At 50.4% G+C, this 276-nt stretch carries 1 protein-coding gene; it reads left to right on the top strand.

What is annotated here, in order from left to right:
- Positions 1 to 52: 52 nt before the first annotated feature.
- Positions 53 to 276 (top strand): Rz1-like lysis system protein LysC (gene lysC / locus NXS07_RS22435; RefSeq protein ID WP_438818399.1); only part of this gene is annotated, 224 nt, incomplete at its 3' end.

Consider the following 276-nt stretch of genomic DNA (forward strand, 5'->3'; position numbering starts at 1 on the left):
GTCATCAAATCGGTTGTTGCCCATAATGATTGCGCCAATCGCCTTGTGCCTGATGGGGCTGTTATCCGGTTGCAGCAGCACACGAACCGAATACGTTCCGGTGCCATCGATACCCATTCCGGCACATCTGCTCGCTGATTGTCTGCCTCCGGTCATTCCCGACAAAATGACATGGAGTGACAGTCTCATTCTGAATGAGCAGTTACTGACGGTGATTGAGCAGTGCAATCTGGATAAGCAGGCAATACGGGAAATTGAACAACAGCGACAAATCAC

This window comes from Xenorhabdus bovienii (assembly GCF_024721015.1).
GTDB classification, from domain to species: Bacteria; Pseudomonadota; Gammaproteobacteria; order Enterobacterales; family Enterobacteriaceae; genus Xenorhabdus; species Xenorhabdus bovienii.